24 protein-coding genes, 2 tRNA genes and 1 other RNA gene are annotated in these 25243 nt (G+C 62.3%); 19 read left to right on the plus strand and 8 right to left on the minus strand.

Going from position 1 to position 25243, the window contains the following annotated elements; translation table 11 throughout:
- Positions 1–54: 54 nt before the first annotated feature.
- Entirely contained in the window at positions 55–1389 is a 1335-nt protein-coding gene (locus tag HMPREF2912_RS03055; RefSeq protein WP_070683192.1) for an AAA family ATPase, read from the minus strand.
- Positions 1390–1539: 150 nt separating this feature from the next.
- Here HMPREF2912_RS03055 and HMPREF2912_RS03060 point away from each other — a divergent pair, with 150 nt between their 5' ends.
- From HMPREF2912_RS03060 to HMPREF2912_RS03105, 10 genes are all read left to right on the plus strand, one after another.
- Positions 1540–1998, plus strand: coding sequence for a hypothetical protein (locus tag HMPREF2912_RS03060; RefSeq protein ID WP_070683193.1), 459 nt, complete (start codon positions 1540–1542; stop codon positions 1996–1998).
- 156 nt (positions 1999–2154) lie between these two features.
- Positions 2155–2228: transfer RNA gene (locus tag HMPREF2912_RS03065), tRNA-Ile, on the plus strand.
- A gap of 132 nt (positions 2229–2360) precedes the next feature.
- The gene (locus HMPREF2912_RS03070; protein ID WP_070532722.1) at positions 2361–2810 is read left to right on the plus strand and encodes a Panacea domain-containing protein; all 450 of its coding nucleotides are present in this window, start codon (positions 2361–2363) and stop codon (positions 2808–2810) included.
- 74 nt (positions 2811–2884) lie between these two features.
- Positions 2885–3241, plus strand: a complete 357-nt coding sequence (locus HMPREF2912_RS03075) for a hypothetical protein (protein ID WP_070562670.1) — start codon at positions 2885–2887, stop codon at positions 3239–3241.
- 100 nt (positions 3242–3341) lie between these two features.
- Positions 3342–4415, plus strand: coding sequence for a trimeric intracellular cation channel family protein (locus tag HMPREF2912_RS03080; RefSeq protein WP_070532747.1), 1074 nt, complete (start codon positions 3342–3344; stop codon positions 4413–4415).
- A gap of 38 nt (positions 4416–4453) precedes the next feature.
- Entirely contained in the window at positions 4454–6052 is a 1599-nt protein-coding gene (locus HMPREF2912_RS03085; RefSeq protein WP_246816454.1) for a peptide ABC transporter substrate-binding protein, read from the plus strand.
- A gap of 43 nt (positions 6053–6095) precedes the next feature.
- A complete protein-coding gene (locus HMPREF2912_RS03090) occupies positions 6096–7676 on the plus strand; it encodes a mechanosensitive ion channel family protein (RefSeq protein ID WP_070683194.1) in 1581 nt (526 codons plus the stop codon).
- 256 nt (positions 7677–7932) lie between these two features.
- Entirely contained in the window at positions 7933–8571 is a 639-nt protein-coding gene (locus HMPREF2912_RS03095; protein WP_070683195.1) for an excalibur calcium-binding domain-containing protein, read from the plus strand.
- A gap of 10 nt (positions 8572–8581) precedes the next feature.
- Positions 8582–9385, plus strand: coding sequence for a serine hydrolase domain-containing protein (locus HMPREF2912_RS03100; RefSeq protein WP_070683196.1), 804 nt, complete (start codon positions 8582–8584; stop codon positions 9383–9385).
- A gap of 400 nt (positions 9386–9785) precedes the next feature.
- Positions 9786–10220 carry a hypothetical protein gene (locus HMPREF2912_RS03105; protein WP_070596522.1) on the plus strand — a complete coding sequence of 145 codons (435 nt, stop codon included), beginning with the start codon at positions 9786–9788 and terminating at the stop codon, positions 10218–10220.
- A gap of 3 nt (positions 10221–10223) precedes the next feature.
- Here the strand turns inward: HMPREF2912_RS03105 and HMPREF2912_RS03110 are convergent, their stop codons facing one another.
- Both HMPREF2912_RS03110 and HMPREF2912_RS03115 read right to left on the minus strand, forming a co-directional pair.
- A complete protein-coding gene (locus HMPREF2912_RS03110; RefSeq protein ID WP_070562692.1) occupies positions 10224–11003 on the minus strand; it encodes an HAD-IIA family hydrolase in 780 nt (259 codons plus the stop codon).
- A complete protein-coding gene (locus HMPREF2912_RS03115; protein WP_070519714.1) occupies positions 11000–11302 on the minus strand; it encodes an acyl carrier protein in 303 nt (100 codons plus the stop codon). The genes HMPREF2912_RS03110 and HMPREF2912_RS03115 overlap by 4 nt, the downstream gene beginning before the upstream one ends.
- A 26-nt stretch (positions 11303–11328) precedes the next feature.
- On the opposite strand from HMPREF2912_RS03115, the gene HMPREF2912_RS03120 reads away from it, so the two are divergent.
- Complete coding sequence (locus HMPREF2912_RS03120) at positions 11329–12342, plus strand: alpha/beta fold hydrolase (protein ID WP_070683197.1); 1014 nt, start codon at positions 11329–11331, stop codon at positions 12340–12342.
- A gap of 226 nt (positions 12343–12568) precedes the next feature.
- Here the strand turns inward: HMPREF2912_RS03120 and aceE are convergent, their stop codons facing one another.
- A complete protein-coding gene (aceE, locus tag HMPREF2912_RS03125) occupies positions 12569–15325 on the minus strand; it encodes a pyruvate dehydrogenase (acetyl-transferring), homodimeric type (RefSeq protein WP_070596520.1) in 2757 nt (918 codons plus the stop codon).
- Between the two features lie 173 nt (positions 15326–15498).
- On the opposite strand from aceE, the gene HMPREF2912_RS03130 reads away from it, so the two are divergent.
- Both HMPREF2912_RS03130 and HMPREF2912_RS03135 read left to right on the plus strand, forming a co-directional pair.
- The gene (locus HMPREF2912_RS03130) at positions 15499–15936 is read left to right on the plus strand and encodes a DUF3052 domain-containing protein (RefSeq protein ID WP_070517365.1); all 438 of its coding nucleotides are present in this window, start codon (positions 15499–15501) and stop codon (positions 15934–15936) included.
- A 109-nt stretch (positions 15937–16045) separates the two neighbouring features.
- Positions 16046–16118: transfer RNA gene (locus HMPREF2912_RS03135), tRNA-Val, on the plus strand.
- 251 nt (positions 16119–16369) lie between these two features.
- Here HMPREF2912_RS03135 and HMPREF2912_RS13165 read toward each other — a convergent pair.
- The 3 genes from HMPREF2912_RS13165 to HMPREF2912_RS03150 all read right to left on the minus strand — a co-directional run bounded on the left by HMPREF2912_RS13165 (position 16370) and on the right by HMPREF2912_RS03150 (position 18790).
- Entirely contained in the window at positions 16370–17146 is a 777-nt protein-coding gene (locus tag HMPREF2912_RS13165) for an excalibur calcium-binding domain-containing protein (RefSeq protein WP_083304469.1), read from the minus strand.
- Positions 17147–17283: 137 nt separating this feature from the next.
- Complete coding sequence (locus HMPREF2912_RS03145; RefSeq protein WP_070683199.1) at positions 17284–18267, minus strand: SURF1 family cytochrome oxidase biogenesis protein; 984 nt, start codon at positions 18265–18267, stop codon at positions 17284–17286.
- A gap of 31 nt (positions 18268–18298) precedes the next feature.
- Positions 18299–18790, minus strand: coding sequence for a low molecular weight protein-tyrosine-phosphatase (locus HMPREF2912_RS03150; protein WP_070596512.1), 492 nt, complete (start codon positions 18788–18790; stop codon positions 18299–18301).
- 102 nt (positions 18791–18892) lie between these two features.
- Between HMPREF2912_RS03150 and HMPREF2912_RS03155 the strand changes: the two genes are divergently transcribed.
- The 5 genes from HMPREF2912_RS03155 (at position 18893) to HMPREF2912_RS03175 (ending at position 23514) form a co-directional block, all read left to right on the plus strand.
- Entirely contained in the window at positions 18893–19741 is an 849-nt protein-coding gene (locus HMPREF2912_RS03155) for a Nif3-like dinuclear metal center hexameric protein (RefSeq protein WP_070596511.1), read from the plus strand.
- The gene (locus HMPREF2912_RS03160; protein ID WP_070596510.1) at positions 19742–20458 is read left to right on the plus strand and encodes a zinc ribbon domain-containing protein; all 717 of its coding nucleotides are present in this window, start codon (positions 19742–19744) and stop codon (positions 20456–20458) included.
- Positions 20455–21624: a bifunctional RNase H/acid phosphatase gene (locus HMPREF2912_RS03165; RefSeq protein ID WP_070596509.1), complete on the plus strand. Its 1170-nt coding sequence runs from the start codon at positions 20455–20457 to the stop codon at positions 21622–21624. The genes HMPREF2912_RS03160 and HMPREF2912_RS03165 overlap by 4 nt, the downstream gene beginning before the upstream one ends.
- Before the next feature lie 15 nt (positions 21625–21639).
- An RNA gene (gene rnpB / locus HMPREF2912_RS03170) (RNase P RNA component class A) lies at positions 21640–22074 on the plus strand.
- Between the two features lie 36 nt (positions 22075–22110).
- A complete protein-coding gene (locus HMPREF2912_RS03175; protein WP_070683200.1) occupies positions 22111–23514 on the plus strand; it encodes an RNB domain-containing ribonuclease in 1404 nt (467 codons plus the stop codon).
- On the opposite strand, the gene HMPREF2912_RS03180 is transcribed toward HMPREF2912_RS03175, so the two are convergent.
- On the minus strand, positions 23511–24782 hold the full coding sequence (locus HMPREF2912_RS03180) for a galactokinase family protein (RefSeq protein ID WP_070596508.1): 1272 nt from the start codon (positions 24780–24782) through the stop codon (positions 23511–23513). The genes HMPREF2912_RS03175 and HMPREF2912_RS03180 overlap by 4 nt on opposite strands.
- A gap of 146 nt (positions 24783–24928) precedes the next feature.
- On the opposite strand from HMPREF2912_RS03180, the gene HMPREF2912_RS03185 reads away from it, so the two are divergent.
- Complete coding sequence (locus HMPREF2912_RS03185) at positions 24929–25117, plus strand: hypothetical protein (RefSeq protein ID WP_070596507.1); 189 nt, start codon at positions 24929–24931, stop codon at positions 25115–25117.
- Positions 25118–25243: the final 126 nt, after the last annotated feature.

The following is a 25243-nucleotide window of genomic DNA, read 5'->3' on the forward strand; positions in this document are numbered from 1 at the left end:
AGAGGAGAATGCGCATTTGTTCTGAGGGGAGTCGTCGCCAAGTGCCCGCCCTTTTCATGCACCGTCCGTGACAAGCTCCCGCAGCGCAGTCAGCGCCTTGCGTGAGGCGGTGCCGTAGCGCTCGCGCAGGAAGTGGTGGGTGGCGTCGGGGTTGCCCAGGGACACGGGCGCGTCGCTGAGGTTGTGCAGTTCCGATTCGCCGGCGGAGGTCTTCTCCACGGACCAGAAGCTTTCCGGGCGCAGACCCAGCTCGCCGGCGCGCTCGAGGACGCTGAAGGTGTGGGAGGCAAAGATAAGCTGTGCGCCGTTGACGTTGATGCTGGGCTCGCGGAAGACCTGGATGATGAAGTCAAGGAGCGCTGGGCGCAGGGCGGAATCCAGCTCATCGGCCACCAGGATCCCGCCGCGGCGCAGAGTATCGAGAACCAGGGGAGCGGTGGCCATCCAATTCTGCGTGCCGCCGGATTCATCGGTCAGCTTCAGCTCGTAGAAGGAATCATCGGCCTTGTGCTCCACGATGATGGCGTGCAGCAGGGATTCAATCTCCGCATCGGTGTAGCCGCGGAACTCGTCGGGGCGGCGGATGCTGCCGTCGCTGTGGCTAAGCGCATCGATGACCGGGCGCATCTGGCGGAAGACGTGCTCCGGGATGTGGTCCTGGTTGAGCCGCACGGAGTGGATACCGGCATCGGCCGCGCGCAGCAGCGCGGCGGCCTCATGCAGGTGCAGCTTGCCGGTGCGGATGAGGGCGGTGATGCGTGAGGCCGTGCTGATGGAGGAGTGCCCGTGCGGCAGGTAGGCCACGTCGTGCACCAAGGCGCGGGCCAGCGGGGCGAGGACGGGGTGCCCGTCGCGCAGGCCGGCGGAGAGGATTAGCTCGGTGTCTGTTACGGGGCCGAGCTTGGCCGCGTCCCCCTTGCCCATGAAGGACCTCGTCCACTGCACCTCCTCACCGCGGGTCCGCACGAAGCAGGGGCTCCACCTCGTCGATGGCACGCGGCTGAGCCATTCCGCGTGCACGCCGGTGAAACTCCACTGGAATCCGTAGAGGTAGCGCACGCCATCGAGCTCAAAATCCAGCTCGAAGGTGCTGGGCAGGCGCTGCGTGCGAGGATCCAGGCGGTACGGGGCGTGGGGGAGTTGGTTGGGTGGGGCGTCGGCAAGCCAGGTGGTGGCGGAGGATTCGATGGCGAGCAGGGCGAAGGCGAGGGCATTGAGGACGCTGCTCTTTCCCGACGCCGTGGGGCCGATGAGTACGGAGGTGGGCTCGCTGACCTGTGCCCATCCTTCCTCCGGGGCGGTGGAGTGCTGCCAGTGGTGGTACAGCGAGAGCGTTTGCGTCGCGCGGATGCTGCGGAAGTTAGACACGCTAAAGGAAAGGAGCCTCATGGTCGCGACACTACAGGCTCACACATGCCGGATCATAGACAGCTGTCCTAGGCCCGGGTGCGTGCCCTCATCCGGATTTCAGACTCACCCCGGCGGGCGCTGGTAGCGTTTACTACACACCGCAACAGCAACCACAGGAGGCCGCATCCTATGGACGGAGATATCACTGGGCTGCTTGTGTGTGTCGGTTTAGTGCTGGTCATGGTGGCCTATTGGACCTTTTATATCCGGTACGTGCGGAGGAATCCCCAATCAGAAGAGTGGTACGACTCAGCTGATGCAACAGGCGCAGAAAGCGATGGCGTCCTTTTCATTTATCCTTATGGCACGCTCATTATGGGCGCGGCCGGTGCCACAGGGTTGGTGGCAAGTGCGAACCTTCCCGAGTCCGTCGAAACGGTGCTGATTGTTCCGCTCGTGGCAGCTTTCGTCATTGGAGTTATTGGGTTTACGGGGGCGATTGGGATTCCGCTTCCGTGGCCTTTTGTTCCGCGGTGGGTCGTGGACATCCGCAAAGCAAAGCGCGCGCGACGCCGCGCGCGCAGGCAAGCCAGAAGAATGAAGAAGAAAGAAAAGGCCTGGTGGCTAACTCAGTGTGCTGGAACCTAAGTGAACAGAAACCTGTCTTGGCAGTGAAAGGGCGGAAGAGCACTGCTGAAGCTTAGACAGCGATTTCAGGGGCCTAAATTGTCGTTTTCTGGGCCCGCCGATTAATGTTGCTGGGAGCGGATTCGCTGTGTGCATAAAAGCAGGCGGGGAATACGCGGGGCTATAGCTCAGTCGGTTAGAGCTACGGACTCATAATCCGTTGGTCCCGGGTTCGAGCCCCGGTGGCCCCACAGCTTAAAGCTCTCATTGCGCCCTCTTGATGCTGCCCTTATGACGGGTGTTCTTACTCCTGCTCGATCGTTGGGATGGTGCCGTGTCTTGGGCCTGTTGTACTCTTGGCAGGAACCGGAAGGAGGGCAGACATGGAACAATATACGGCGCGGCAAATAGCTGAATGGTTCGTAGCGTGGGCTGATGAAACTGACGATGCAGAAATTACGCAGCTCAAGCTTCAAAAGCTTCTTTATTACGCCAAAGGTCTGCATATGCGTTCTTCTGATGGCCTGCCGCTTTTCCCTGACCGAATGGAAGCATGGGCGCATGGCCCAGTAGTTGTAGACATCTACCATGACGTCAAGCACTACGGAAAGCTTCCCATAGACCCCGATGAGTTCATCTCAGATGACTTTGATTGGGATGATTACCGTGACGTCGAGCAGGATCTGATTGAGGTGTGGGACAAATATGGCCCATACTCTGCATGGGCATTGCGTAATAAAACCCACACCGAATCTCCTTGGAAAAAGAACTTCGTCGAGGGCAAACGAGGGCTAGAGATTACGGATGCCGATCTGAAAAACTATTTCTGTTAACCGTGGGCAAGAAAAGTAAACGACGGGGGAGTAGGCCAACCAGAGGGGCGAGGAGCACCCCAGAGTCGAGTGTCGTGGAGGCACTCCGTAGTACTAGAGCTGACTATCCGCTCCTTTCAACGCGGTTCCTGCAGAAGGGGTGGGGCTTCGGGGAGCTAGATGACTCGATGCGCGCGGAGTTTTTGGAAAAGTGGCACAAGCGGTCAGTGCTGTCATGGAAAGAATTGGCGCAGCATCCCAAGCATGGACTTGGCTCTGAATTCATTCCGGCTGGCTCAATTATTCCTTGCATTCCGAGGCAGTTTCAGGATGTCGAGAGATTCCGAGTTTACCGCCACAAGGGGAATTTACCTTTCGTCGGCTGGAAAGACGGTGAAGTGTTTTATGTCATCTGGATAGAGAAGTCCTATAACGAGCTCTACGTGCATTAGCTCCTGTTCTGAGCCCTCGTAGGCTAGCTTTTAGGCGGCGTACTTCAAGGAATAGCTCCTTAATGCGAGATATCGCACAGCACCCGATACGATGACCACCATGAGCGTTGTCGAGATGGACCCATTGATCGAGTCGCTGTACTACTGGTCCGACATCATTGGTGTCCTCCTCATGGGCATGATTGGCGGCACCATGGCCCGCCAGCGCGGCTATGACATCGTGGGCTTCTTCTTCATCGCGATGTTCTCCTCCCTCGGCGGCGGCATGATCCGTGACGTGCTCATCAACCGCGGGACCGTCGCCGCGATGAGCCAGCCGGAGTATCTCTACCTGGCGTTTGCCGGCGCTATCATCGCCCGCTTCGTCTACTTCAAAGGCAAGACGTGGGACTATGTCCAGTCCCATGGGGATGCGGTGGTCTCGGCGCTGTGGGCGTCGACAGGCGCGCTCAAAGCCATTGCTTATGGGTTGCCACTGATTCCTTGCATCATGATGGGCGTGTTCACCGCCACGGGTGGTTCCATGATCCGTGACATCGCCATGGGGCGCGAACCCGCCGTCTTTGGGGATAACACACCCACCGTGATCCCCGCGGTGGCCTGCGCTTTGGTGGTCCTCGGCGCGGATTCGGCCGGCTACTTGGCCTGGGGAGTCATTCTTGGTCCGGTTGTTTCCTTCGTGATGACCATGCTGGGTATCTGGGCCGGGTGGCGCGTGCCCGCCCGCCAGGAGTGGGCGCCGGTTAATGACACCGCGGCCTACGTCATGGTGATGGCGCGTAAGGCGGAAAGCAAGGGCAGGGCCGTGGGGCGTCGCCTAGAGCCCTCCAAGCTCCGTTCTTGGCGCCACAACCAGATGGAAAAGGCACTGCAGCGCCGTATCGAGCGCGAGGTGCGCGCCGGCAAGCGTCGTTCGGAAGCAGCCATCGATGCCACCGAGTTCCTCGATTCCTTCAATGAGGAAGTGGCGGAGATGTCGCAGATGATGAAGCCGCCCGCCGCGGAAGCGGAAACCTCCGATTTCGGCGTGGACTTGAGCGGAGATTCCTACGAGACCCCGAGCACCGAGGGGCCGACACCACGCGAGCTTTTGGATCGCATTTTGGCCGATGACCAGCTCACCGATGAACTGGTGGAGAGGCTCATGCGCCGTTATGAAAAGAGAGATGATTAGATCCTTTAAAGTATTAGTGAGAGTGAGGTGATGAACGCGTGACTTCGAGGCGTTCTTTTCTAGGCATGCTGGCGGCGCTAGCGGTGTCGGGCGTCGTGGCGCCCACGGTGGCGGGATGCACGGCGGAGCCTGGCAACGTCGACACCTCAGACATGAACCTCATCACCACGGACATCTCGGAGCCACAGCGCACCCTCATCCCGGCTGATTCCAACGATGCGCCGGGGCAGACCATCATCAACCTTGTGTACTCGGGGTTGATGTACCTGGATGAAACCGGTGGCGCTCACTATGACTTGGCGGAATCCATCACGCAGGTCGATGACACGACATATGACGTGGTGATTCGAGATGACGCCGTGTTTTCCGACGGTTCAACCGTGGAAGCAGAAGACTTCGTCGATACGTGGAATACCGCGGTGCGCCAGTCGCTGCTCTCCGCGCACCACTTTGAACCAATCCGTGGCTTCCACGAAGGCAGGAAGTCAATGCGCGGCCTTAAGGTGACGGGGCCGAAAACTTTCCGCATTGAGCTCTCACGCCCCACGGCGGGATTCCTCGAGCGCCTGGGATACTCGGTCTTTTTCCCCATGCGCTCCGAAGACCAGGATAGGCTGAGCGATCGCGGAACAGATCCCATCGGCAGCGGGCCTTATGTGCTGGCTTCCTGGGAGCGCGAGAAAGCTGTGACCCTCGTGCCGAACCCTCGCTACAAGGGGCCGCGAACGCCGCAGAATGAAGGCATCAAGTTCGTGGTGTATTCCTCGGAGGAGCAGGCCTACCAGGACCTCGTAGATGGCAAGCTGGACGTGCTCACGCGGATCCCGGCGGAGAAGCTAGGCAGCTTCGAAAAGGAACTAGGCTCCCGCGCCTTGACCAAGCCCGGCGGCTCCATCATGGAAATCACCATCCCCGCCAACGATGCGAACTTCCGCGGTGAGGCCGGACGCTTGCGCCGCCGCGCGTTGTCCATGGCAATCGATCGCGAAGGAATGGCCCGGGACATCTTCCACGGTATGGTGCTTCCCGCTACCGGCTTCGTCGCGCCGCTGGACGGTTCCATTCCGCCGACACCGGAGGGGGCCGACGTCTTGACCTACCAGCCGGAGAAGGCCCGCGAACTGTGGGAGCAGGCGGAAAAGCTGGAACCGTTTGATGGGATTTTCAGCATTTCCTATAACACCGACGGCGGCCATAAGACCTGGATCGACGCCGTGGCGAAGCAACTGTCGGATACCCTCGGCGTGCCGGCGGAGGGCCATGAGTTTGCCACTTTGAAGGACCTCAGACAAGAGGTGATTGCCCGTCACCTCACCGGTGCCTTCCGCACGATCTGGCAGGCGGAGTTCCCTGAGGAATCTACCTTCCTGGTGCCGCTATATGCGTCCTACTCTTCGGAGAATGAATCAGGCTTTAACAGCTCTGAATACGATGAGCTGCTGAAGAAGGCGGGTCAGGCGAAGAGCCGGGAGGAAGCCCAAAAGCATTACACGGAGGCTCAGGGCCTGTTGCTGGAAAAGATGCCGGCGATTCCACTGTGGACGACCAAGACTTTCTGCGCTTTCGGCGAGGACATCGTCCCCGCGGGCTACACGTGGAAGCCAACTCCGAATTACTATCTCACCCATCGCGCTTAAGGCTCCAAGGGTTCTGTCAGGCTGAAGGACTAGGCTTGGCGCAATGCTGAAGTATTACTTGTTCGCCGTGTGGCAGGCCATCGTGGATCACGGCCTGCCGCTGTTGGGAATGCTGTTGTTGGCGATTCTCATCCCGCGCATCGGCCGCTTGGCAGTGCGGGTCATTGAGTCCCGTCTGGATGAGAATCAAGAATCTACCAAGGCGCGTTTGGCGCTCGCCGGTGCACTAGTCTACGTGGCGCAGGCGGTGGCCTTTTTCCTTCTTGTGTTGGCTGCGCTGGCCAACGTCGGGGTGCCGCCCCTGGGCGCGGCTATCCCGGCGACAGTCGTTTCGGCCGCCGTCGGTTTCGGCGCGCAGGCCATCATCGGTGACTTCCTTGCGGGATTCTTCATCCTCTCGGAAAAGCAGTTCGGCGTGGGTGATTACGTCAGCTTCGACGGTGTAACTGGCGTGGAGGGCACCGTTGTTTCGCTGACCCTGCGTACGACGACGGTGCGCACACCCACCGGTGAAGTGGTCATGGTGCCGAATGGTTCCGCGGGCGTGGTCACGAACTTCTCGCAAGAATGGTCGCGCGCGGTGGTGGATATCGCTATCCCGGTCCACGAGGGCGAGTCCTTGCCGGAGATCACCGAACAGGTGGAAAAGATTTCGAAGCGAGCCCTTGAAGCCCCAGACATCCACGCGGATGTGGCCGGTGAGCTCGACGTTCTGCCCGCCACTGGGCTCACGGCCCCCACTGCGGCCGGCCAGCCATGGCAGGTGCAGTACCGCGTCCTTGTGCAGGTCAACCCCGCCCGCCAGTGGGCGGTGGAGCGCGCGATCCGCTCGGCGCTGCTCTCCACCTTCTGGGATCTGTACAAGCTTCCCACCACTGAGGGCGTGCCGGGGGATGCCTCGCAGGAGCTTGGCGACGTCTCCGCTGCCGACGCCCCCACCACCATCATTCCGGCGGCAGATACTGCGGAGCCTTCGCACAAAGACGTGGCATCGGATGCGGAGACGCAGGTCATTGCTGCCGACGCCGTCGCTGATGCCGGCGCTATGCCCCAAGACAGCAAAGATGACGGGCCGGGCCGGCCGGCTTATGCGGGCGACTCCGAGGAGGAAGAAGAAGACGATTATCAGCGCGGCATCTGGCGCGACGATAAGCCGGACAACAAGTGGAACTATTTCTGGACTCTAGGCGGGCGCGTGCGGGCCTCAACGACGGGGCTCATCGCCGGCCTCGGTGTGGTTGGCCTGTTGCTGCTTTCCTCCGCTAACCCTGATGGGGTGGACGCTGGGTGGCTATCGCCCTCGCGGTGGATGGGGCAGTCCGAATCCACTTCTGAGTCGGCGCAACCTTCTGCGTCTTCATCCGCGCCACTGACCACACCTCAGGAGGCGCCGGTTACTGACTTCACGGGCTCCGCAGAACAGGAGCCGACGGCAGAAGTTGATCCGGACATGCCAACTGATAGCAACCCGGACAGCGAAGCTGTGTATGCCCCCGCGGATCCGCAGGACACCGAAACCCAGGCCCCAGTGGAGCAAAACTCCGAAACGCCCGCGCCCACGGCGAATGAGCAGCCTTCCGCGATCGTTTCTGAGGGAGCCGCAGAGCCGTCCACCGTGATGTAGCTCCGCGGCATCACCGAGAGGCGCCACAAAGAGATGAGAGAGGCGCGTGGAGAGGGCGCATCAGAGATATGAGTGATAGGGAAGTGCAGCGACGTAATGCGCTACATTTTTGATATTGGCGCGGCGGGCTCATCCGTTAACGCATGCGGTGTAGCCCGCTGCTGATTTCCAGCTCGCTGTGGCTTTCCGACGTGATGTAGCCCTCGGTTGAGCGCGATTTCCTGCGGGGTAGTGCTGCAGGATATAACTTGAGTTTATGAAGAAGTTCTCTCGTGCGGCCCTCGCCGCCTCTGTTTCTGTATCTGTCGCACTGTCCGTTGTTGTTCCTGCTCAGGCGGAGACCACGGCCCCTAACGCCGAGGCAACCGCAACGGTTTCCTCCGAGTCTGACTCCTCCTCCCAGGAAGCTGATTCCTCGAGCCAGGGTTCTGGCTCCTCCAACACGGACGAGGATGACGCCGAATTCCAGCAGTCCTCCGAAGGTGAAATGATTGCACTCGGCGTGGGTATTACCGCAGCGGTCCTCGCGGCTGCCGCCGGTGGCGTGTACTGGGCGGTGCAGCAGCGCATCATTCCGAACCCGCTGCCGGGCATCATCCCTTCTCCGCCGGCACCAGCTCCGGCACCGGCACCTGCTCCTGCACCGCAGCCTGCCCCTGCCCCTGCCCCTGCCCCCGCGCCGAAGCCAGCTCCGGCTCCTGCTCCAGCCCCGGCGCCCAAGCCGGCTCCCGCACCTAAGCCGGCTCCGGCCCCGAAGCCTGCCCCCGCGTCCTTTACTCGCTGCGCAGACGTGTGGAACGCACTAGGCCGCCCGATCTATGCGGGTGAGCCAGGTTTCCGCTCCAAGTTCGACCGCGATGGTGATGGCGTAGGCTGCGAGCGCGATCCTCGTTAAGCTGGAGCGCATGAGCGCATTTTCTTCCCTTGAGTCCTGGCCAGTCGATACCGTTGCCGCCGCCTTGTTGCACCGCGGCGAGGTAGTAGAGCAGCTGGGGGATGCCTCCCGCCGCTTCCCGGTGGCCTCCGTGACCAAGCTGGTGGCCGCCTATGGGGTGATGGTGGCCGTGGAAGAAGGGGCGGTGGAGCTGGATCAGCCGGCAGGCCCTGAAGGCTCCACGCTGCGCCACCTCTTGGCACATGCCTCGGGCGTGGGCTTTGATTCCCGCGAGCCACAAAAGCCCGTAGGGGAGCGCCGAATCTACTCCTCGGCCGGCTATGAATGGGCCGCCGAGGAAGTAGAAAAGGCCACCGAGATTCCTTTTGCTGAATACCTTGCTGAAGGCGTGTGTGCTCCTCTGGGCATGCAGGCTACAACTCTGGAGGGGTCAGCGGGCCATGGCTTGGTCTCCAGCGTGGAGGATCTCGCTGCCTTTGCCGGCGAGGTCTATTCGCCGCGCCTGCTCGATCCTTCGACGGTGGAGGAAATGCGCAGCGTTCAGTTTCCGGGACTGCGGGGCATCGTGCCCGGCTATGGCAGCTTCAAAGACTGCACGTGGGGGTTGGGCTTTGAAATCCACGGTGAGAAGCAGCAGTGGATGGGTGGCTTGCCCGCCGATGCCGTGGGGCACTTCGGCATGAGCGGTACCTACCTGTGGGTGGCTGGTGACTGGGCCATGGTTGCGCTGACGGACCGCGATTTTGGCGAGTGGTGCAAGCCTTTGTGGGCCGAGACCAACACGGCCATCTGGCAGGAGTGCCAGGCGGGCTAGCCGGGGTGGCATGACGGTGTTGAGCGTCGTCGCGGCGTACCGTAGGGCGCCGCAACGGGGGTAGTGGGGTAGCTGTGGCGACAACGCGCGCGTGTTGCACGCGTTGGCTTATGTGACTGAAGTGATTGATGGGGCGATTTTCGGGGTGGAAGTCTCAAGTTCTTGTTGAGGCTGTGGGGGGCTTAAGCGCAGGTTGAGGGTTGTTGTGGCTCAAGTGGCGGGGGAAAATTGTGGGCACACAACGACGCACCGCGTGGCCGCATACTGCGGCGACACCAAGCGGTGTTCGCGCCTCGGCGCGAGTGACGTGATGAAGACAAGTTCGTAGGGGAAGACGAAGCTCGTCTTGCGTCGGCGCATGCCGGCGTGCCATCACTCGCACGTCAAAGGAGTTTAAGGAGTGAATCAACGCGTTCACCCGCAGCTGGCCGGTGACACCGCGCCGGCCGCTTCAGCCACCCCACTTGGCAGCCCGGCAGATAGCTGGCCCAACCGCGCCTGCGGTGAGGTCTGCACCGCCGTGCTGCAGATCTCGGGCATGCCGCGCAACCTGCGCCCTGCCATCGAGCGCGCCATGGCGCGCTGCATCAGCAGTGAAAGCGAGTTCATAGTGCCTGGTGATGACCCGCTGACCGCCCAATGGTGTACCCGTTGGCACCGCGACCCAGTATGGGATCCGCTTAGCGGCCGCGTTCCTGACAACGCAGGTGGCCTCGGGATAGGCTGCCAGCAAGTTATTACGGGAACGCCCAGCGAACTGGACGCGCTGGGCCGCGCCGTGGAGATGTTGGCGGGGGAGTACGGGTTCAGGGGCGTCGTCAAGCGTGCGGTCTAAGTCCTAGTCCGCGAAGGGATCGAGGATGCGCTCCGGAAGCTCCGCCACGGAGTCAATGACGTGAGTCGGGCGGAAAGGGTAGCGCTCGATGATGCTGTCATCACTGATGCCGGAGCGCACCAGGATGCTGCGCATGCCGGCCTCCAGACCGGACTTGACGTCAGTATCCATGCGGTCACCGATCATGACGGTATTTTCCGAGTGCGCGCCGATGTTATTCAACGCGCTGCGCATCATGACGGGGTTCGGCTTGCCCACGTAGTAAGGCTCGCGGTTGGTTGCCGCGGTAATCAGCGCCGCAACCGCACCCGTGGCCGGGAGCACGCCCTGCGGGGCCGGGCCCGTGACGTCCGGGTTGGTCGCGATGAACCGCGCGCCGTTGCGGATAAGGTTGATAGCCGTGGTGATGGCTTCAAAAGAATACGTGCGGGTCTCACCCAAGACCACGAAGTCCGCGTCGCGGTCATTGAGAATCCAGCCGGCCTCGTGCAGAGCGGTGGTCAGCCCGGACTCGCCCACGACGTAGGCCGTGGACAGGCCGGCCTGGGTGGACAGGAAGGCCGCCGTGGCCGTCGCCGAGGTCCAGATGCGCTCCGCCGGGATGTCGAGACCGGTGTTCTTCAGACGTGCGGAGAGATCCCGCGGGGTGGACATCGAGTTGTTCGTGAGCACCATGTACTCGATGTTGTTATCCTTCAGCGCCTGGATGAATTTATCCGCGCCGGGAATCATTTCCCCTTCCTTGATGAGGACGCCGTCCATGTCTGAGAGATAGGAAATCACGAGTGTTCCTCCACATAATCAGCAAGTTCGCCCACCGTGGTGACGGAGAGCATGGTTTCTTCATTAAGGCGGACCCCGCAGGCCTCCTCGAGGCGCACGGCTAATTCGATGCGCTCGAGCGACTCAACCCCCAGGTCCTCCAATTTCGCTTCGCGCTCCAGGCCTTCCTCCACGCCGGTCACCTTTGTGATGAGGCGGGTGAGCTCGCCGTATGCGTCTCCGGCGGGGGAAGCTTCTTTTTCTTCTGCCGGCGCGGAGCCGAAGCGGGCTTGGAGTTGCGCTGAAAGGTCATTAGCCATGGGGCCCAGTCTAGTATTGAAATGTCATGGTTATTCGAGCACGTTCCTCCGCCATCGCCCGCAGCTGGTCGCGCCGGGCCCGCCCCCGCATGCGCTCCATCGAGCACACCGTCCATGATCAGTTGCACGATCTCACGACAGAGCCGGGACTGACCGGGGTGACGGACTCGGGCTTCGTGGACAACGACGGCGTGCGCGTGGCGTGGTACGAGGTAGGCCCGAAGGACGCGGAGGTCACCGTGGTTTTCATCCACGGCTACTGCTTGTCTGCTGAGAGCTTCTACTCCCAGGTCAACGACGTGCGCCGCAACTACCCTTCGGTGCGATGCCTGCTTGTCGACGTCCGCGGCCACGGCCAATCCACCCACGTCACTCCCGCGCAGTGCACGGTTCGGGGCGCGGCCGACGACGTGCTGGCCGTCATCGCTGAGCGTGCCGCCGAGGGGCCGTTGGTGCTGCTTGGGCACTCGATGGGCGGAATGATTGCGCTTAACCTGCTGCGCCGCGCCCCGCGGGATGTCTTTCACCGCGTTGAGGGGATGGCGCTGGTGGCCACCTCGATGCAGCGCTTTGCCGCCGCAGGCGTGGCTCGCATCTTGGAATCGAAGACGCTGGGCATGGTCTATCGCGCTTGTTTGCGGTTGCCGAGCCGGCTCAACCGCGTGCGCTTCGAGGCCGCCGCACTTATCGCCCCGGCCTTCGCGGCGCTGCTGCAGGGCTTCCCGCAGATGGACAAGCTGCAATTCCACGTGGCGATGCTGCTAGATACCCCGATGTCGAGCTACGCGGGCTTCTTCGACGACTTGGTGGAGCACTCCGAGTTCGGCGCGGCGGCCAGGCTTAGAAACGTGCCGGGCGAAATTGTGGTGGGCAGCCTTGACATCGTGACCCCGCACCGCCAATCGGAGGTCATTGCCCGCCACTGGCCGGATTCCACCCTGACTGTCATTGACGGCGCCGGGCACATGGTCATCTTGGAGGAACCCAGCGAGGTCTCCAAGGCGTTGGGGCGCGTCCTCGATGGAGTGCTGGGTAGCTAGGGTCTGCTGCTGATTTTGGCAGAGGCTTGTGCCGGCGGCGGTCGGGCCATGCGCGGTGCCCGAACTGCCCGTTCTGCCAAAGTTATAGCCTCTGTTTCAAGATCTGGCCAGAACTTTGGCAACAACGGCAGTTGCCCCTCGGCTTGAACATGAGTTGAACATGAGTTGAACATGAGAAAGCCCCTCCTGCTCAGGCAGAAGGGGCTTGAGGTTTTAGGCTCTAGCCTTAGTCCTCATCGGAGGACGTGGAGAGGGTGGACGTCGGGTCGTCGAGCTTGAGCTCGCGAGCCGCCTTCTCCACGGTGCTGCGCTCCACCTTGCCCTCGCGAGCCAAGCCCTCGAGGACTGCGACGACGATGGACTCGGCGTCGGTGTTGAAGTAGCGGCGGGCACCCTCGCGGGTATCAGAGAAGCCGAAGCCGTCTGCACCCAGGACGATGTAGTCACCCGGGACGTAGGGGCGAATCTGCTCCTGCAGGTCCGTGGCGAAGTCGGAGACACCAACGAACGGTCCCTCGAAGCCCTTGAGCTGGGAGGTGGCGAATGCCTCGGTCGGCTCAACGCCCTTGCGCAGAGCTTCCTTGTTGCGGGCAGCGCCGTCGCGAGCCAGCTTGACCCACGAGGTGACGGAGAACAGCGAAGCCTTGACGTCGTAGCTTTCAGCCAGGATTTCCTGGGCGCGCAGAGCCTCGTACATACCCACACCGGAGGCCAGGATGTTGGCCGGGATGGAGCCGGACTCCGCGGTGTTGTAGTGGTAGATGCCCTTGTGCAGGCCTTCGACGTCGAGGTTCTCCGGCTCGGCCGGCTGCTTGACTGGCTCGTTGTACACGGTGATGTAGTACATGATCGGCTCGTTGTCTTCGCCGTACATGCGCTCGATGCCGCGCGGAACCAGGTGCGCAATCTCGTAGCCGAAGGCTGGGTCGTAGACCTCCACGGCCGGGTTCGTCGACGCCAGGATCGGGGAGTGACCGTCCATGTGCTGCAGGCCCTCGCCGGTCAGGGTGGTGCGGCCGGCGGTAGCGCCGATGATGAAGCCGCGGCCCAGCTGGTCGCCGGCGGCCCAGAAGGCGTCACCGGTGCGCTGGAAGCCGAACATCGAGTAGAAGATGTACAGCGGAATCATCGCCTCGCCCTGGGTGGCGTACGAGGTAGCAGCTGCGGTGAAGGAGGCAGCTGCGCCTGCCTCAGAGATACCCTCGTGCAGAATCTGGCCGTCGGCAGCCTCGCGGTAGGAGAGCATGAGGTCATGATCCACCGGGACGTAGTTCTGGCCACGCGGGTTCCAGATCTTCAAGGTCGGGAACCAGGAGTCCATACCGAAGGTGCGGGCCTCATCCGGAATGATCGGCACGACGCGCTTGCCCAGCTCCTTATCGCGCATGAGCTCCTTGAAGGTACGCACCAGAGCCATGGTCGTGGCTACGTCCTGCTTGCCGGAGCCCTTGCGCACCGAGCGCAGCTTGGACAGATCCGGGGTGGTGAGAGTCTCGAAGTCCTCACGACGCTCCGGCAAGAAGCCGCCCAACTCGTTGCGGCGCTCCAGCATGTACTTGATTTCCGGGGCGTCCTTGCCCGGGTGGTAGTACGGCGGCAGGTACGGATCGGCTTCGAGCTGCTCGTCGCTGATCGGGATTCCCTGCTTATCGCGGAAGAGCTTCAGATCCTCCAGCGTCAGCTTCTTCATCTGGTGGGTCGCGTTGCGGCCCTCGAAGTTGTGGCCCAAGCCGTAGCCCTTAATGGTGTGGGCCAGGATGACCGTCGGGCGGCCGGTGCCCGCGTAGCTCAGCGCCTTGTCGTAAGCGGCGTAGATCTTGCGGTAGTCGTGGCCGCCGCGGCGCAGTGCCCAAATCTCATCATCGGACATGTCCTCAACCAGCTTGAGCGTGCGCTCATCACGGCCGAAGAAGTGCTCGCGGACGTAGGCGCCGTCGTTAGCCTTGAAGGTCTGGTAGTCACCATCTGAGGTGGTGTTCATGATGTTGACCAGGGCGCCGTCCTTATCGGCTTCAAGCAGCTTGTCCCAGCCGCGGCCCCAGACAATCTTGATGACGGACCAGCCGGCACCGCGGAAGAAGGACTCCAGCTCCTGAATGATCTGGGTATTGCCGCGCACAGGGCCGTCGAGACGCTGCAGGTTGCAGTTGACCACGAAGGTCAGGTTGTCCAGCTCGTAGAGGGAAGCCATCTGCAGCAGACCGCGGGACTCCGGCTCATCCATCTCGCCGTCGCCGAGGAAGGCCCAGACGTGCTGCTTGGAGGTGTCCTTAATGCCGCGCTTTTCCAGATACTTGTTGAAGCGTGCCTGGTAGATGGCGTTGATGGGGCCAAGGCCCATGGACACGGTGGGGAATTCCCAGAAGTCCGGCATCAGGCGCGGGTGCGGGTAGGACGGTAGGCCCTTGCCCTCGCCGCGCGAGTGCTCCTGGCGGAAACCGTCGAGTTCTTCCTCGGTGAGGCGGCCTTCCATGAAGGCGCGTGCGTAGACACCCGGTGAAGCGTGGCCCTGGAAGAAGACCTGGTCACCGCCGGAGGGATCATCCTTGCCCTTGAAGAAGTGGTTCAAGCCCACCTCATACAGCGGGGCAGCGCCTGCGTACGTGGAAATGTGTCCACCGACGCCAATGCCTGGGCGCTGTGCGCGGTGCACCATGATGGCCGCGTTCCAGCGGATCCAGCGGCGGTAGCGCTTCTCCAATTCCTCATCGCCCGGGAACTCCGGCTCGAGGGAGGTCGGGATGGTGTTGACAAAATCCGAGGACGTCAGGGACGGCAACGGCACGCGCTTGGCGGTAGCGCGCTCAAGAAGACGCAGCATGAGGTAGCGGGCGCGCTCCGGATCGGAAGAGTCCAGAAGACCGTCGAGGGAGTCCATCCACTCGCGGGTTTCCTCCGGGTCGGAGTCGTGCAGGTATGCTGCCACGCCATCGCGAACGATGGGGAAGTTGGAGTCGCCGTTGTGGGCGTCCAAGTCGGCCATTAAATCCTCCTGGTTCGTAGTACAAAGATCTGTTCCTAGGATACGCGCCGCTTTCACGGCGGGGCATTTGGAGGCCCCCAGGGGTGGTTTCATGAGGGAAAATTTCCACCACTGGGGAAGATGGGGGGAGGTTCGTCGCGAAAAAGTGCACCGTAGACGTTAAAATACTCTGCATGACATCAACTACTTCATCGGAAGGAACTCAGCGAGTGACGGGATTTGCAGCCAAGCTCGGCATCGAAGAGGGGCAGATTGCTCTGGAGCTTGGCTGGGACGAGGACTGTGACTCCACGATTTCTGAGTCCATCGAGGACGTGTTGGGGGAAGATTTCCTCGATGAGGAGACCGACGAGCTGTGTGACCTCGTGCTGCTGTGGTGGCGCGCGGAGGACGGCGATTTGGTCGATGGGCTGGTCGATGCCACCCGTCCCCTGGGTGATTCCGGTCGTATCTGGCTGCTGACCCCAGGCGCTGGAAAGCCGGGCAACCTCGAGCCCGGTGAGATCTCCGAATCCGCACAGCTGGCTGGTCTGGTGCAGACCAAGGCTGAGCGCCTCGGTGAGTGGCAGGGCTCCTGCCTTGTAGCTCGCGGCTACACCAAGAAGCCTTAAAGTAACCGCAGGATATGCCTGCTCACGCGGCATTCGCAGCGACTAGTTGCACCCTGATTTGTTGCTGCGGGTGCCCATAGGCTAATCTTGTGCGAGCACACAGTGCACTGCGGCTTTAGCTCAGCTGGAAGAGCAACTGGTTTACACCCAGTAGGTCGGGGGTTCGATCCCCTCAGGCCGCACAAAATGGAAGGCCAAACCAACTTTATGGTTTGGCCTTTTACTTATTCCCGGGTTGCTCCCAGATGAGGGGGATGAATGAATCACTTACGCAGGTCCGCGAAGGCCACTTTTTCAGCGTAAGTGTTTCAAACTGCTTTTCCAGAAGTGCCCCCAATCTTAGGTGGCGCTAAACGGAGTCTGTGTGGGAAGCGTTAAGTACATTTAAGGCGAAGCTGTTAGGGACGCCTCGAGTAGTACGAAGCTCTTGTTGCTAACCGACCTTGTCGCAAGCGATACCGTCGCCGTCGCGGTCTAGGCGTCGACTATAGCCGGGGCTTCCCGCAGTCATATGAGAATAGCCTGCTTCTCGGGCTTCCTTGCAGCTTCTAAAATTCAAATCAGCTGGCGGCTGATCAAGCTGAGGCGCCGGCTGTTGCTCAATCTGCTGTTGTTCTTCGAGCTCCTGCTGTAAACGTTGCTGTTCAGCCTCAGCTGCTTCTTGCTCGGTCTGACGCCGTTGGGACTCCACAATTTCCTCTTGTTTGCGTCGCTCTTCTTCTGCAGCACGAATCTCGTTGTCGCATTCTTCTGTCCAGCCTTGTGAGCCATCAGTGAAAAATGTATTTTTAGCCCCATCAATGGGTTCACATCGATCAATTTGCTTCGGCGGGGTGCTAGTTGTAGGCGACTCTTCGGTGGTCTTGGGGGCCGGTGACTGGGTCGAGGTTTCTGGCTCAGTTAGATGTTCGCCGGAATCTTCTTGACTCATACTTGAAGAACTAGGAGTGATAAGTCCTCCGACGAGTGCCGAGAGAATTGCAATTGCTGTAATGATGCCCCAGTGGCGTTTAAGTGGGGCGGCACCATTAATCTCTCGCCGTTGGTGTAACAGATACCAAGCACTAGGAAGGACAAAGGCTAGGCCTATGAAGAGTCCTCCAGCAATGCTTCGAAAAGATCCTGAGGCAATACTTCCTACGATTATCAGTGCGCCGAAAATGATTCCGCCCCAAGCGAGGAAGTTCTTAAACTTTAATTTCTTGTTCATATGTACAAATGGTGAGAATCCAAGTAGGAACTCGGTATAAGCCCTAGTGATACTTGGTAGTTGGTAACTCTAGTTATTGCAGTCTACTGCGCTTGAGCAGGGGACGAAGGAAACTTGAGCTCACTAATATTCAGGTGCTAGTAGCGCTCCTGGCCGCGCTCGCGAATCTTCTCGTAGAAGTCCGGCTTGGCGGAGCCATAGCGTGAGCGGGAGCGGCGCGAAGGCTGCGTGGCAGCCGCAGGCGTCGAAGGCGGGGCAGAAGGCGTCGTAGCATCAGAGCGCTCGCCGGAAGGATCCTCGTGCGCGGAGCTTTCGACGTCCGTGGCCGCATCGGGGGTGCCGGTACCGGCACCGGTGGCGGCCGCAGTGGCCTCAGCAATCAGGGCATCCTCATCGCGGGCGCGGCGGCGCTCCCGAATCTCAGACCACACGAAGTAGGCAAACCCCAGCGGTGCCATCACACCGAAGGCAATCCACTGGTAGCCATAGGACAAGTGGTTGCCGCGGTCCAGCTTTGGAACCGGCAGCGCATGCAGCTCACCTGGCTGCTCGGGGGAGAGTTGGAGGTAGTCGTGGGCTAGGGGGACGTCGACAAGCTCTGCAATCTGCTCCGTATTGATGGAGTAGACCTGCGTATAACCCTGTTCCTCAATGGGTGCGGAGGTGTGCTTGCGTTCGTCGTAGCGCGCCATGCCCACGATGGTCACCTTGTCCGTGGGCGCCGGATCGATGTGGGGGACGGAGTTGCCCTCGTCCGTGGGCATCCAGCCGCGATTGACCAGGAAGGTCTCACCAGACTCGGTTTCAAAGGGGACCAGCGATTGGAATCCCGGGGCGGACTCCACCGGGCGCAGGCGCAGGAGGACCTCATCCTCCGGGAGGTAGTGGCCGGTTAGCTCCACGCGTTCCCACTCCTTGTGCAAGGATCCATCATCAGAAAAGACTTCGGTGACCGGCTGGGGGTCGGCGTCGTAGGCCTCCTCAATGAGGTGGTTGCGCTCCACAATCTGCGCGTCCTTATTCAGCTGCCACGGAGCGAGCACTGTGAAAGACAAATAGGAAAACGCGACGATGAAGATGAGAAAGAGCACCCACCCAGGCTTGAGGAATGTCTTGAGCATGATGATCAGTCTAGTAGCCGCGCAGAATTATCTAGCCGTGGTTCTCTTTAATCCACTCGAGCAGGCCCGGAACGGAAGCATCGATCTCACTGCGGGTGCGGGCGAAGTCCTCCTCCGTGCCGTAGAAAGGATCCTCCACGCTGGCATCCTCCGGGGAGTTCGGATCGAAGCTGCGCATGAGGCGCACCTTGTCTTCCGGGATGCCGCGCTCGATGAGGGCATCGCGGTGGCCGGTGTCCATGGCCACGAAGAGGTCCGCGTCCATGTGGTCCGGACCCAGCTGGGCGGCCTGGTGGCCGGCGCCATCGTGGCCGCCGCGGCGCAGCTCAGCCACGGCACGCTCGTCCGCGCCCTGGCCCACGTGCCAACCGCCGAGGCCGCAGGAAGAAACTCGCGCGAGGAGATCGAGCATGTCGGTCTCCATGGCGTCGCGGGTAATGATTTCCGCCATGGGTGAGCGGCAAATGTTGCCCGTGCACACGAAGACGATGTGGAGCTGGTTGTCGTTCTCCGGAGGCGTCATGCAAAGGCTCCTTAAGCTAGAGGGGTGCGCTGGCGAACGAAAGCTAGGATATAGCAGCGACGCGACTGACGTGAAACCTCAAGCCAACAAGGAGCATACGAGATGGCAGAACGAACAACCGTTGGCGAGATCCGCCGCGTAATCCACGAGGCCTACCCGCCGCAGCTGGCCGAGCCCTGGGATGCCGTTGGCCTGGTGTGCGGTGACCCCACGGACGAGGTGAGCACCGTGGCCTTCGCCTTGGACTGCACCCAGGAGGTGGCAGACAAAGCCGTCGAGCTCGGTGCGCAGATGCTCGTGGTGCACCACCCGCTACTTCTTCGCGGGGTGACCTCGGTGGCGGCAGATACCCCGAAGGGCAAGGTCATCCACACGCTGATCCGGGGTGGTGTGGCCCTGTTGGCCGCGCACACCAACGCGGATAAAGCCCGCCCGGGGGTCAACGACAAGCTGGCCGAGCTCGTCGGCATCACGCCTGGCCGCCCCATCGTCCCCGTGGAGCCCTATGAGAACCTCGACGAGGCCTTAGGGCTAGGGCGCGTGGGCGAGCTTGAGCAGCCGGTGACTCTGCGCGAATTCACCCAGCGCGTGGCCGATGCCCTTCCGGAAACCGAATGGGGAGTGCGCGCGGCCGGCGATCCGGAGCGCATGGTGAAGAAAGTTGCCGTCTCCAGCGGCTCGGGGGATTCCTTCCTGGACCAGGCGGCAGCGCTCGGCGTGGACGTCTACGTCACCTCCGATTTGCGCCACCACCCGGTGGACGAGCACCTGCGCGCCGCGCACCTGGCGGAGCCGGAGGGCCCGGCCGTGGTGGATACCGCTCACTGGGCCAGCGAGTTTCCCTGGACTGCCCAAGCGCGCGATATTGTGGAGGGCGCATTGCGCGTGAACACCGAGATCATCGATGTCCGCACCGACCCATGGACGATTTCTGCGCATAAGGAGAACTAAATGAAACTGCCACAGGACCTGCAGAACATCCTGCTGGAGCTGGCCACCCTCGAGCGCTCCCAGGCACACGGTGGAACCACCACCATCCCGGAGCAAGAGGAATACGAGAAGGCACAGGCTGCACACGCCCGGCTTGTCGACGCCTCCGGCTCCGCCCAGCTCGCCGTCGACGACATGGAACTGGAGATCTTGCGCATCCAGGCCGACGAGCGCAAGCTACGCCAGCGCGAGCGCGATGACAAGGCGCAGCTCGGCGCTGCGACCGACCCGGAGACCCGCAAGGACCTCGAGCACGATCTCTACGCGGCCAAGTCCCGTATCGCGGACCTCATGAGCGAGCTGCAGGAAGCCCACAACGAAATCCACGCACTGCGCGCCAACCTGGATGTCCACGGCGCCAAGGTTTCCGATTCCGAGCGCAAGCTCGAGGTGCTCAAGCGCGCGGCTGAGGCCGCCCAAGAGGCCGCGGCGAACCGCCCGGACCCGCAGGTGCGCATCGGCGAGCTGCGCGAGCAGCTACCCGCGGATGTCTTGGAGGAATACGAGACCGTGCGTGAAGAAAACGGCGTGGGTGCCGCTGCCTTCACCGGCCGCGGCTGCGGCGGTTGCTTCATCGTGCTGCCGCCGGCCGAGCAGAACGCGGTGCGCAACGCTGCTGCCGACGAGGTTCCGCAGTGCAGCGACTGCGGCTCCTACCTGGTGCGCCCGGCCTCATGAAGCTAGTCATCTTTGCTGACGGCGGCTCCCGCGGCAACCCCGGGATCGCCGGATCTGGCACCGCGGTCTATAACGAGGACCGCTCGCAGCTGCTCAGGGAAATCGCTTACGTCGTTGGCCAAAAGTCCACCAATAACGTGGCCGAATACCACGGGTTGCTGCGCGGCCTGGAGGCCGCGGTGGAGCTGGGCGCGGATGAGGTGGAGTTCTATATGGACTCCAAGCTCGTGGTGGAGCAGATGAACGGGCGCTGGAAGATCAAGCACCCGGATATGCAGAAGCTGGCCATCGAGGCGCGCCGCCTGCTGGATCAGATTCCTAGCTTTAGCCTCGAGTGGGTCCCGCGCGCGAAGAACTCTGTGGCTGATGCGCTCTCCAACGTGGCGATGGACGCCGCCGCGAAGGGCGATCCCGCGGGCATCCTCGACATGGGTTCCGGCGACGGCGCTGAGGCCGTCGCTGCGGATAGTCAGGATGCCAGCGGGGAGGTCGGGGGGACGTCGGCAAGCACGGCGTCCTCTACCGCAGCCGACTGGCGCCCCGAGACTGGACAGACCACCCGCTTCATCCTGCTGCGCCACGGGCAGACGGCGATGTCCGCCGCCAAGCAGTACTCCGGGCGTGCGAACCCCGAGCTCACCGAGCTGGGCAAGAAGCAAGCGCTCGCCGCAGCGCAAGCCCTGGCCGATACCCACATCGATGCCGTGGTGTGCTCGCCGCTGCGCCGCTGCCAGCAGACGGCCGCGGCCGTGGTTAAGGGCAGGGACCTGCGCGTGGAAACCGTCGAGGACCTCATCGAGGTGGACTTCGGACGCTGGGAAGGCAAGACCTTCGCGGAAGCCGATGCCGCCGACCCTGAGCTCCACGCGCGTTGGCTGAAAGACACGTCCGTGGCCTGCCCGGGCGGGGAGTCCCTGCGCGCCGTGCACCGCCGCGTCAGTGCCGCGCGCCGCGAGCTGCAGCAGCGCTACGCGGGGCAGACCGTTCTTGTGGTCTCCCACGTCAACCCCATCAAATCCTTCGTGCGCCAAGCACTCGATTCCGGACCGCAAACGCCCAACCACCTCTTCCTGGAGCTGGCTTCCGTGAGTGAGGTCGAGTTCTTCGACGGCGGTAGCACCCTGCACCGTTTCAACGATGTGGGGCATCTGGGCGTGCTGCGATAAACTAACAGGCGCGAATGAGCCGACCGGGCAAACGCGTTCCGTCGAACCGGCCCCTTCATGGGGCTAGGCGCGGGCCGAGGAAAGTCCGGACTCCACAGAGCACGGTGGTTGCTAACAGCAACCCGGGGTGACCCGCGGGAAAGTGCAACAGAAAGTAGACCGCCGCGTGCCTCCACTGCGTTTCGGCGCGGCGAAAGGGAAGCGGTAAGGGTGAAAGGGTGCGGTAAGAGCGCACCAGCACCGTCAGCGATGGCGGTGGCTGGGTAAACCCCACTGGGAGCAAGGCATCACGGCCCGCCACGTTAGCGGGCCCGATCAGGCGTTAGTAGGCTGCTCGCCGAAGCCTGAAGGTAGCTGCTTGAGCCAACTGGCAACGGTTGGCCTGGATGGATGTTTGCCACCGCGCCTTGGCGCGCGGCACAGAATCCGGCTTATAGGTTGGCTCATTCGCACCCACACTTTTATTTTTTGGAACAATGGGGCGGCATGAAACTGTATGCCGCGCCCTTGGACTTTCGGCCCATCGCCGAGGAGTTTTCCGTTCCGACCGACTTCCCGGAGGACGTCACCGCACAGGCCGCCTCCGCGCAGGACCGCTATGCTGAGCAGCGCCGCGACGCCCGCGACATCCCGCTGGTAACAATTGATCCGGCCGGCTCCATGGACCTGGACCAGGCCGTGTTCATCGAGGCGCGCGATGGCGGCTACCGCGTGCTCTATGCCATCGCGGATGTCGCCGCGTTCATCGAACCGGGTTCCGCACTCGAGCAGGAATCCCTCAAGCGCGGCCAGACCATCTACCTGCCCGATGAGCCCGCGCGGCTGCACCCGGCAGAGCTCTCCGAAGATAGGGCTTCGCTGCTTGCCGACGTCGACCGCCCCGCCGTCCTCTGGACCTTCGACCTTGACTCCGCAGGTGAGGTGGAGGACTTCTCGGTGGAGCGCGCGCTCGTGCGCAGCCACGCGCGGCTGGACTACGACCAAGTGCACGCCGACTTGGAGAAGGGCACGCTGCATTCCTCCATCGCCTTGCTGCCGGAGGTGGGAAAGCTGCGCCAGGCTTCTTCGCTGCGCCGCGAGGCGATCAACTTGCGCATTCCCTCGCAGCGCGTATCCGAAAGCAGCGATGGGGAGAAAGGCCACTACGAGCTGGTCATGGAGCCGCGCCATGAGGTGATGGACTATAACTCGGAGATTTCCTTGCTCACCGGGATGTGCGCGGGGAGGCTGATGGAATCACATGGTGTTGGTTTCCTGCGCACCCTATCGGCGGCCACCCCGGAGGCTGAGGCCACCTTCCGCTCTGAGGCGGAGGCCCTGGGCTTTGATCTGGGGGAGAGTAGCATCTCTGAATTCCTGCATTCCGTGGACGCGGATTCACCACGCGGGATGGCGGTGATGCGCGAGGCCCAGCGTTTGCTTCGTGGTGCTGACTACGTGTGGCTGGAGGATGGCCAGGCGGACGTGCACGCGGGAATCGGCGGCTACTATGCGCACGTGACGGCCCCGCTGCGGCGTCTAGTTGACCGCTTCGCCACGGAGGTCTGCCTGGCGCTCAGCGGCGGCTACGAGGTTCCGCAGTGGGTGTGCGAGCGCGCCGGGGATGTCGTTTCCACGATGCGCTCGACATCGCAGCTGGCCTCCCAGGTGGATAAGGCCTGTTTGAACCTTACGGAGGCGACGGTCTTGGCGCCGTGGGTAGGCACCAACTTCGAAGCCGTGGTGGTCGATGGCGGGGAACAGCGCGAGAAGGCGCGCCTCTTTGTTCTGGACCCGCCGGTGATGGGGCAGGCCGTGGGGCACCCGGAGACCGGCAAGGAGACGATGGTGTCCTTGGTCAAGGCCGACGTTGAGGAGCGCGATGTGCTCTTCGCGTGGCCGGCGGACTAGTCCTCGGTGATTGCTGGGCTTCCGGCAGTAAGCGGGACGACAAGCAGGCCGTCCTCGGCCAAGTCGGCCGCGAAGTTTGTGGCCTTGGTGCTCGGGACGTAGGCGATGACCGCGGAGGACGTGCCCGCGTGGGCGGAGCGTGCCGCTACGGCGCCGCGCGCGGTAGCCAGCTGCGCGAGTTTCTCCGCGGAGCTGAATTCATACACGGTGGACAAGGCTGACTGCGATTGCGTGAGGAGCGGGAAAAGCTCGGTGCCGCGGCGCGAGCGCAAAGCGCGGGCAACTCCTTCGGCGCGCTCGGTTTCCTCTGAGTAGAAGGTCAGCCACGCGGTGGCTTGCGCGATGGTCGGCTGATTCTCGGTGCCGTGCACCTTGTGGACAGCAGCGAGCCACTCGAGGACGCGCTGGGGTGCATCCGGCAACAGGCGCAGCGAAGGCGTGCCGAAGGCGCGGCAGGCTGCGTCGATGAATTGCTCGCGGGTGCGAATCTCTGCCACGGCTTCTAAGGAATCGGCATCACTCGGCACGGCCAGCGCGAAAGCCGCGATGTCTTTGTTGACCATGTGCGGTGCCTGGGTGACGGAGCCGTCGGCGTAGTCGATGATGGTGATGGACTCACCAGCGCCGCGCAGCGCGGCGGAGTGGCGGGCGCGCAGCGCAGGGAATCGGGCGAAGGTGCCAACTGCTTGGGAACACACCTCCGCGATGCGGGCACGCAGCGGAGCATCATGCAGATCATCTGCGTTGCCGAGCAACGCTAGCGCTGTGGCAATGTCGATGGCTGCGGCGGCGCCGAGCCCGGTCGAATCGGGGATGTCGTTGACCACGGTGATATCGGCGCCGGCGGTCTCGCGGGTAAGGAGCTGGCGGTTGATCATGGTGTAGATGATGCCGCCGAGGCGCGCGGCGATGGCCCCTTCGGGTGCAGGGGGTTCGATGGGCTGGCCTTCGGAATCGACGCTGGGCTGTTGCTCCGCGGCGAGGGAAGAGACCTGCTCGAGGGAAATCTGGTCTTCAACGGTCTCGCCGTTGGTGTGCTCTAGGCGTACCTTGACCAGGCCGTCGCTGCGGGGGCTGACAGCTGCTGCCGCGCGGATGTTGGCCAGGCCCATGATGGCGATGCCGCCGTAGTGATCGATGTGCTCGCCGATGAGTGCCCAGGTGGCAGGGGCGCTAGCAACATGAGCTGCATCAGCGCCCACGTTCTCGCGGTGTGCGGCGCGAACGCGGTCGATGGCCGGGGTCGAAGGGGCAGTCCACAGGGGCATCGGGAAGGTTCTCCTTTGCTGGTGGCGATAGCCTGCCTAAAAGAAAGGGCAGGAGTAGGTGACCAATCTATTCTAACGGGCGAGGCCCGCGGGCGGTCTGTAGTGTGGGGTGCACTGATTACTTGCCCGACAGAACGGAGAAAACTATGGCTGAGGCTGACAACAAGTGGTTCTACGACCCGTCTACCGGCGAGGTATCCCAGGGAAAGGTGTCCGGCTGGGAGAACCGCATGGGCCCCTACAATTCCCGCGAGGAAGCCGAGCACGCTATTGAAATCGCGCAAGCCCGCACCGCCGCGGCTGATGCTGAGGATGCCGCCGAAGACGATAACTAGGCGATAGCTAAACGTCTCATGGCCGACCATGAGGGGGATGCGAAAAGCTCAGGCCCACACCACCGCAAGCAGGCGATGGTGTGGGCCGTTGTGGTGACTGCACAACTACACAGCCACGCAGGATGA

The organism is Corynebacterium sp. HMSC056E09, from assembly GCF_001813425.1.
GTDB classification, from domain to species: Bacteria; Actinomycetota; Actinomycetes; order Mycobacteriales; family Mycobacteriaceae; genus Corynebacterium; species Corynebacterium hesseae.